Annotated in this window: 10 protein-coding genes; 3 read left to right on the top strand and 7 right to left on the bottom strand. The window is 49.2% G+C overall.

The window, feature by feature from the left end; translation table 11 throughout:
* Window positions 1–94: 94 nt before the first annotated feature.
* Window positions 95–268, bottom strand: coding sequence for an AlpA family transcriptional regulator (locus KBY83_RS14975; RefSeq protein WP_255020364.1), 174 nt, complete (start codon window positions 266–268; stop codon window positions 95–97).
* A 406-nt stretch (window positions 269–674) separates the two neighbouring features.
* Between KBY83_RS14975 and KBY83_RS14980 the strand changes: the two genes are divergently transcribed.
* On the top strand, window positions 675–2,363 hold the full coding sequence (locus tag KBY83_RS14980; protein ID WP_255020365.1) for a primase-helicase family protein: 1,689 nt from the start codon (window positions 675–677) through the stop codon (window positions 2,361–2,363).
* 113 nt (window positions 2,364–2,476) lie between these two features.
* Here the strand turns inward: KBY83_RS14980 and KBY83_RS14985 are convergent, their stop codons facing one another.
* The 3 genes from KBY83_RS14985 to KBY83_RS14995 form a co-directional block, all read right to left on the bottom strand.
* Window positions 2,477–2,824, bottom strand: coding sequence for a hypothetical protein (locus tag KBY83_RS14985; RefSeq protein WP_255020366.1), 348 nt, complete (start codon window positions 2,822–2,824; stop codon window positions 2,477–2,479).
* A gap of 469 nt (window positions 2,825–3,293) precedes the next feature.
* A complete protein-coding gene (locus KBY83_RS14990) occupies window positions 3,294–3,908 on the bottom strand; it encodes a hypothetical protein (protein ID WP_255020367.1) in 615 nt (204 codons plus the stop codon).
* Window positions 3,909–4,701: 793 nt separating this feature from the next.
* Window positions 4,702–4,878: a hypothetical protein gene (locus tag KBY83_RS14995; protein ID WP_255020368.1), complete on the bottom strand. Its 177-nt coding sequence runs from the start codon at window positions 4,876–4,878 to the stop codon at window positions 4,702–4,704.
* 545 nt (window positions 4,879–5,423) lie between these two features.
* On the opposite strand from KBY83_RS14995, the gene KBY83_RS15000 reads away from it, so the two are divergent.
* Window positions 5,424–5,684, top strand: coding sequence for a Nif11-like leader peptide family natural product precursor (locus KBY83_RS15000; RefSeq protein WP_255020369.1), 261 nt, complete (start codon window positions 5,424–5,426; stop codon window positions 5,682–5,684).
* A 16-nt stretch (window positions 5,685–5,700) separates the two neighbouring features.
* Here KBY83_RS15000 and KBY83_RS15005 read toward each other — a convergent pair whose 3' ends face one another.
* The 3 genes from KBY83_RS15005 to KBY83_RS15015 form a co-directional block, all read right to left on the bottom strand.
* Window positions 5,701–6,087, bottom strand: coding sequence for a hypothetical protein (locus KBY83_RS15005; protein WP_255020370.1), 387 nt, complete (start codon window positions 6,085–6,087; stop codon window positions 5,701–5,703).
* Window positions 6,087–6,341 (bottom strand): hypothetical protein, encoded by a 255-nt coding sequence (locus tag KBY83_RS15010; RefSeq protein WP_255020371.1) that lies wholly within the window; start codon window positions 6,339–6,341, stop codon window positions 6,087–6,089. Before KBY83_RS15010 ends, KBY83_RS15005 begins: the two co-directional genes overlap by 1 nt.
* A 137-nt stretch (window positions 6,342–6,478) precedes the next feature.
* The gene (locus KBY83_RS15015) at window positions 6,479–6,826 is read right to left on the bottom strand and encodes a hypothetical protein (RefSeq protein ID WP_255020372.1); all 348 of its coding nucleotides are present in this window, start codon (window positions 6,824–6,826) and stop codon (window positions 6,479–6,481) included.
* A 391-nt stretch (window positions 6,827–7,217) separates the two neighbouring features.
* On the opposite strand from KBY83_RS15015, the gene KBY83_RS15020 reads away from it, so the two are divergent.
* Window positions 7,218–7,469, top strand: a complete 252-nt coding sequence (locus KBY83_RS15020) for a helix-turn-helix domain-containing protein (protein ID WP_255020373.1) — start codon at window positions 7,218–7,220, stop codon at window positions 7,467–7,469.
* Window positions 7,470–7,636: the final 167 nt, after the last annotated feature.

Below are 7,636 nucleotides of genomic sequence, written 5' to 3' on the forward strand. Positions count from 1 at the left end.
TGCTTCCGCTTCAACCGGCGTTTCTCAATGGTTGCGATGACGGAACGGATCGCCAATGCAGTCTGCTGCTGCACGCCTTGCACGGAGCGCGATCTCAGGCTTGCGGAGGCTTATGGGTAATCACGTCCTGTCTTGACCAGCGGACTTGGCGGTTCCCAATGGAGATTTGGAGTGGGAAGTCACCTTCGCTCATCATCCTGTAAATAGATGAGCGTGAGATAGAGGTCAACTTGATGACATCGTTGATTCGCAGAAAAATTGGTTCCATAATTTTATGCGTATTGATAACTGCTATAATATTATACCTTGATTTCCGCTGGATGTCAAATAGTCCCAGGGAATTGTAGGAGTGAGTTCGTTCTATGCGATGGAATCGATGTTTTCGCCCAGAACGGGATGACCTCAGCGGAAATGCTCCAACGAACCTGCCTAGGATTCATCGAAGAAGAACCAAATGCTAAGAGGGCGGAGGCATGGATTCATCCAGGGGATTGGTTGATTATGAAACGAATAGACTATAAGTATCTAAAGCAGTCTCCAAGACATAGTTGTCACCTTGTCACCTGCCGTTGTGTGATCCGCCAAGTGCCATAAGGTCGCACGATGGTCAACCTCCGCTTGACAAGAAGCAACCAATGAGGATATAATCGACAGGTTGATCAAAATATTATTGAATGAAAACACTACTTTATTCTCAAATCCGTGACATCGCAGAGAAGGTGCGAACAAATCCTGCCATATGCTTCTGGGATGAGGATGAAGATGGGAATCTCCAAGACCTCGGTGAAGAACATATCGTCCGCTATCTCAATGACTTTCTTCCATCAGTCGGAATTTATAGTCTCCCTGATCAGGAATCTAAGGGAGTACCTCATCATCAACTCGTCTACTTCTTTGAAAATCGTGTTGAAGTGATTAATGAGCAGCAGTTTGAGACTGTAATTCGAAAGGTTCTTGAGGAGTCTGGATACAAGAACGTCTACCAAAAAATTCACTTCAAGAAGGGGCAGTTCTTTGGCAAGAATGTTCTAACTTCGGTTCCCTACCTTGAGGGCAAAGAGGTTCTAAGGGATTCCAAGAATTCATCGCATCGATTCTTTGCTAACGGTTATATTGAAATCACAAGTGACAAGGTGACAGAGGCGATTCCTTATAATGCACTTCCTGACGGCAAATTTGTTTGGAACGATAGTATCTCAGTGCGACATTATCGGGCGTCAGAGGAGACTCTTGGTTCGCATCATTTTCGCTCCTTCGTGGCGAATCTCTCCCGCGATGCCAACGGAGACATCGATCAGCGATCCTTTGAGCGACTACAGGTGGTTATCGGATACCTTTGCCATCGCTATCATCGTGAGTCACAGCGAAAATGCGTGATTCTGATTGATCGTCTGGACGATGAAAATCTGATCGGTGGCAGTCATGGCGGCACGGGAAAGAGTTTGCTGATTCGTTGTCTCTCAGAAGTGCTTCATACGATCAATCTGGATGGCAAAGCATTCAAGAGATCAACTCAGGATCGTTTTGCCCTGGCAGGAGTCAATGAGACCCATGAGTTGGTGAATTTCGATGATGCTTCCGAAAATTTCACCTTCGACGACATTTTCCCGCATATCACTGGTGATTTTCACATTCGGCGATTAAGGCAGAATCCGACATCAATCCCAGGGCATCGGGCACCGAAGATTGTAATCACAACCAATCATCCGATTCCTGGGTCGGACACTTCGCATCGCCGTCGTCAGGTGCTGGTGGAGGTCTCATCTTTTTACCGTGAACTGCTGGAGAAGGATGGGACAACCCCTGCTGATGTTCATGGTGGCATGGAGTTGTGCAGTGCAGACTGGAGTGATTCTGACTGGAGCGAGTTCTACCAGTTCATCTTTGAGTGCATCCAGGTTTATTTGAAGCAGGGTCTGCCGAAGTTCGATGAGGAGAGTGAGATTCATAAGCGAGTTAATCTGATTCGCCGTTGTGGTCGGAAGGATCTACTGGAGACGCTGCTGGGTGTGCTCCAGGAGGCGGCAGAAGGTGGTGAAGAAGTCTTTTGTGAGCAATTCTATGCTCTGATTCGGGAGCGTGTTCCAGGTGCTAGGCAGACAGACTCCGTGCTCCTGGGATTGTTGAAGGAAATCGCCGAAGAGAATGGATACCTGTTCAACCCCCATAAGAACGGTCTGATCGACAAGCAACGGTTGAGTGGTGAGAGATGGAACCGTTGGGTTGCATTAGGACTTGATCAGAGCACCAAGAAAAGCGGTGGGTCTTATCAGAAGGATGATCGAGTTACAGTCTTTCGGGTCAGTAAAGATGGTGGTGCTGTAGAGAAGAATGCACTGGAACTTCTGATGGAGCAATCCTGAGTCGAATGGGTTCTGGCGGAAAAAATTTCCTGCCGGATTTTTTTGAACCCATGACACTACTTTTGTAGACTCATGATACTAGTTCGATTTTGACTGCCAAACACGAATAAACTTCAGAGGTCGTCCAGCAACTCTGCCACGACCTCAATCCATTCTTTAAACCGCATAGGGCGACTTGAGTAATAATGACGGCGAAAGGATAGGGCGAACTGCTGGACATCCCCACTGCCTTCAAAGATTGGTTTGCCATTTCTGGAGGGCACAGCACCTTTGGATTTGAGGCGTTCTTTTGCGTCCTGCTTCTGTTTAAGTCTCCTTGCCAAGAAGGCATTGTGCTGTTGGACTTCAGGAGTATCATCTTCACCTGGTTCGTCCCACTGAACTCTCCGACCTGAACCAGTTGTGCGGTATTGGGAACTGCGGTAGTTCTCCAGAATCCGCTGGAGTGTAGATGATTTCATTTATTGATCTCATAGGGGTCTTTTGAACTGGAGTCACTTATTGTTTGATTTGGCAAGTCGGGGTTATGGTTCTGCTGTTCAAGTAATAGGTTCTGATAAAAGTCTTTTACTTTTAGTTCTATTAGGTTCCGCTGCTGTGCGTCCATTTCCTCCATGAGATATGAATAGGTCTCTGGCAGGTAGTGCTCCAGTGAATCCAGTTGCTTTTTGATGAAGTTGATGCTTGCCTCTATATGCTCCTTTTCTGACCACATTGTCTTATCCTAATGACACTAAATTGTGTTTGTGATACCACTTATAGTGGGTTAGGAGATAATGTAAGGTGCCAGTTCTGGATCGCTTAAGTGCATGTGATAGTTGATCAAATTCCTGTAGGGTGTCCAGATGTTGTTCGCCAAAATAGAAGTTAACGGTTTCAAAAGGGGCATTGGTATTTCGGGTACTCATAGGATGAATTGCTGGTGTGCTTCTATTTAGTCGTGATTAGATCTGATATTTCGTAGTCCAAGACCAGATCGGCATCCTGATGGTGCTTATAGGTGTAGTAGTCCTTGAGGTTATAGTTGCTGTGATGTGTCTTGTTCCAGGATTTGATGACGATTGCTGGATCTCTACTGCGGTGTAGATGCTTGAGGCATTTAAACCCTGGTGCCACTTTGGTATCGATGATCCAGTGAATATCCAAGGCGGTTAAGATGGTTTCTGGATGGTTGCTAACATGCAGGTGGGAGTGGTAGATGAGGCGACCTTTAGGATCTTGTGCTCTCTCATGAAACCAGATCAACCTACAGCGATCCTCTGGTCGTGGTAGTTTCTTGAGGGAGCAGGAGTAAACACTGGTCAAGAAGATGTTCCTGAAGTGTTTAGCGTGATGTGATGCTTGTCCAAAGGTATAGGGTGCCGGTGTCCATTGAATAGTGATGAACCAATCGGGTTGTTGATTGTTCCACTGGGACTGGATGTAGGTCTCAAGTGCCTTGCGGTACTGATTATCCTGAAGAGGTTGTTGAGAATTTCCTCCCTTTGGTCGGAAATCTGCTTGCGCAGTTCTCTTATGATTGTTCCTTGTCTTAGTTCGCGTCATTTGTATGTTCCTGTCCTCTGGTTGTTCTCAGCATCGGTGGAGGTCTTTTAGCGGTCTCTGGGGTTGTGTTGAGTCTTAGAGGTCTTTGAGATTTTTGAAACTCAGCGATTTCTTCGCACTCCTTATTCCTCAGAGTGTTAGACCCACCTCTACCAGTCTTATGAAATATCAGGTACTTGATTCTCCCTCTGGCGGACCAAGCGAGTCTGATAAGTTTGTCTCTACAGATTATATAGACAAGTTCATTGCTTAACGCTCTTGATGATAGAGTGCTCGCTTAATGGCATTCAGGATGAATCAGCGTCTTATGTTTTTAACCGCTATTCTACGACTGTTATTTCTAGATTGAATCTGTACGGATTCTATTCAAAACTCTATAGAATGCTCTTCGAGCATTGTCTTCGACAGTTTATTGGTGTTTTTATTGGGTTCGAACCCTAAGAGTCTTAGAGTATCTTAGAGTTCTTTAAGTACGCAGTCCTTATCTTTATCCGGAACAAACCTATTCTACTGCTAAAATGAGATTCTGTCAAGTACTGTATTGACATTAACGGCAAATTACCTTACAATGGACATATGAAACTTGAAAACCGAATAATAATTTTATTTCACGAAGTGAATCATGCGTAGCATGATTTATTGCGATTAGGTGATGAACTCCAGTAATCTGATTAGTGCCCTCAATCCTGCTCTGGTAGAGGCATATAGGCGTTAGAGGTGGCACTCGGGCAACAACGGGCAAGGGACATAACTGCAGGGCACCAGAGCACCTTGTAGGCATCTCTACGGGGTCTTATGGATCAATCAAGTCCAGAAGTGCTCCCGACTCATCCACAAGTCTGTGACGCTTGCCGGTGGATCGTGCCCGTTGCTTGGCGATCTGATAGGCGTTGCCTTCGTGGTGAACGGTCTGGTACTGCTGCCATTTGCCGAACTGATCCTGCCACTGGATGATGATATTGATGCTCATTGGATCAACCCCACAACTCCAACCCCAACCCCGCCAACGCCGCTGCTCTCCTGAGACACGAGGACGCAGCAACCTCAGCAGCAGGTGCTTTGGATGCCGACTCCAACGGTTCTGATGCCACCGCCGAGTAATGGAGCAGGTCTCCATCGGCAGTGGGGATGGTCAAACGCCCAGTGACCACAACGGCACCACCAACCTCCTGAACGCTCTGAACCTCCCAACACCAACCAGGAGCACGATGGTGAAGGTGGCGGGCAATGGTGTTCCAGGGGCAGTAGGTCAGGGTTGCTGTGCCCTGCTTCCTGGTTTTCAGGTGCCGTGGGTCAATCGGGCGCGAGAGATCCGCCAAGGTTTCGGCAGTGGGGCGAAGAGAGAACTTGACGGCAGTGGTTGCCTGAGTGCCGTTGGTTGAAGTCTTGAGCATTGGAGTGAACCTCTGTGGGTTTCAGCGCTTAGAGTATAGCATCTCACGCTGGTGCTGTTAAGTTATTTGTAGGGCAGACCCGCTCTTGACGACAATGGTTTCCACCTCTTGAGCACCCTGGGTGGATTGCTCCGCCTCACCGCTACTGGATGCCCTGGATCACTTCCTCTATCGGATGGATGAGGAACCAGAATTGGGGCGTGAGTTCTATGCCGCCAGCACCCCAGAGGAGATGGTCGCCTTAGCGGAGCACTGCGGGATTTTGATTGACGCCGATGACTTCCGTGCCCTGCTGAGAAGTGGCAGCACGGAGTTTTGGGTTGTTGGTGGCGAGGAGGGTGCCAATCCCATCGCCCATCTACAGCAGGTCTTTGGCGTCTAATGCTCGGCAGTGAGTTTCAGGTGCTTTCCTGGGTCAGGCAAAGGTAGGTGCTCACCAGTGGTTGTGCCCGACCATCCCGTTGTGCCTGACCCTGAAGACCCTTGATCGCAGCACGAGTATCTGAGTCGTATTCCCAACTGGTTCGTGACCGCTGCTTGAGAACCCAACCACCAGGGGCACGAACACCAAAACGCAGTTCAGCATCGCCATAGGTGGAAAGCAGTTCAGAGTCAATCACCTGCCGTTCCTGCTCCAGGGTTTTGATGGTGCCTGTTACCTCCACCCGACGCTGAATCAGTTGGTCGGCATTGAGGTCTGCCAGATGGGGGAATGGGTCTGGTGTCTCTGGTGGCAGTGTCTTGAGAACCCGCTGAAGATCAGACGGGGAGATTGGTGGTGCCATCAGTCATTTTTGATTGCGCCCTCATTCACCAGTCGGTTGTAGTGACACTGGATAGCGTCTTCCACGATTGAGGAGAGGGTGATGGGTTGATTGGTGCGTTGGCGGTGATGCTGGATTTCAGAGACCAGTTTCATCGTGTCCTCACTTAGGCGGATGCCGAACTGCTTAGGAGCATCGGGATGGTCGTATGCCATTTCTGCTGGGGCGAGTGAATGAAGTGTGGCAGGGGATTCCGCCAGCACCAGCAGGAACAAGAAAGCGCATCGGATAGAACCTCTGTGGGTTTCAGGGAAAAGGGTTGGAGGGGCGAACTGCTATGAGTTTCTTGCCCCTCAACACTGAAATTATAGCATCAAAGCAGCAGGATGTGGTGCTTGATGCTCTAAAGACATCAAACCGCAACCAGTTCTGGCGTCTCCTGCGATGCCGCTACCTCCAGAGCAACCGCATCCAGCACCTGATCGGCAACTGAGCGGTGGGTATTGGGGGTCAGGTCGCCAAAGCGGGCAGTGAGTGCCTGGGAGAACAAATTCGTGAATTCAGTGCTGATGGTGGTGGAAAGCAAGTCAGCAGCAAACGCCCAGTGCTGAATCATTGAGGCAGCACTGAGGTTTCCGCCCGCAGCAGCATCGGCAGAATCCTGCTCCCACTGGCAGCAGCGGTCACGAAGAGCAGCAACCATTACGCCCTGGGCGGCATTGAGGGTCGCAAGGTCAATGGTGGAGAAATCGGTTGGCATTGGTCTGATCCTCTGTGGGATTCGGGTGAGTGGGTTGAGAGGGCGGGTTTCTAATGAACTTCTTGCCCTCAACGCAGTAATCATAGCACACGGAACTGAGGTGTGAGCGCGTAAAGCGCTAAAGCATTGAGAAATGTTCTACTTGGCGATGATGTATGTATCGCTACGGCATCGTTTCAGATTTGCTTTAGAAATGGGGTCGTAAGCGGAGTCGGTATGGTCGCGACTGGTTTCCCATCACTTCTTGCCTTCGTCGCCCTGGTGGGATTTGTCGTGGTTCAGGTAGTGCTCTGGTTTGGCGCCTAACGCTCTGCTCTCTGTGCTAAGCACTGGAGCATAGGCAGCGGGAACTGCTTTGCCCTTTCACGGTGCTTGAGGTATCGTGCCCCTTATGGCAAAGCAAGTTCGTCTGACTCTCGCCAAGGCACTCGCCAAGGCAAATCTGCGTCGTGCTGAGGTGGGTGAGAAAGCAATCACGATGAACGCTCTGGCAGTGGCAGCAGGGGTGGCAGCGACAACCATCACCCGACTGGCACGAAACGATCAGAAGGCGGCATCGGCACTGTCGCTGGATCTGGCAGGGAAGGTGGTGACGGTGTTGGATTGTGGGATTGAGGATTTACTGGAGGTTGTAGAGTCCTGAGTAAATCCCGTCCTTTTTTATGGACTCATTTTTCGGGAAACTTAAGGGTACCTCGAAATTTACGAGATTTGCCAGCCTCTGATCACCATAAAAAAATGCCTTTCGGCATCGTCGCAGCAGATCATAAGTGCTCAAGCAATGCAATATTGTCGGCAAATTGATTCGTA

Source organism: Cyanobium sp. WKJ7-Wakatipu (genome assembly GCF_024345355.1).
In the GTDB taxonomy this organism is placed as follows: domain Bacteria; phylum Cyanobacteriota; class Cyanobacteriia; order PCC-6307; family Cyanobiaceae; genus Cyanobium_A; species Cyanobium_A usitatum.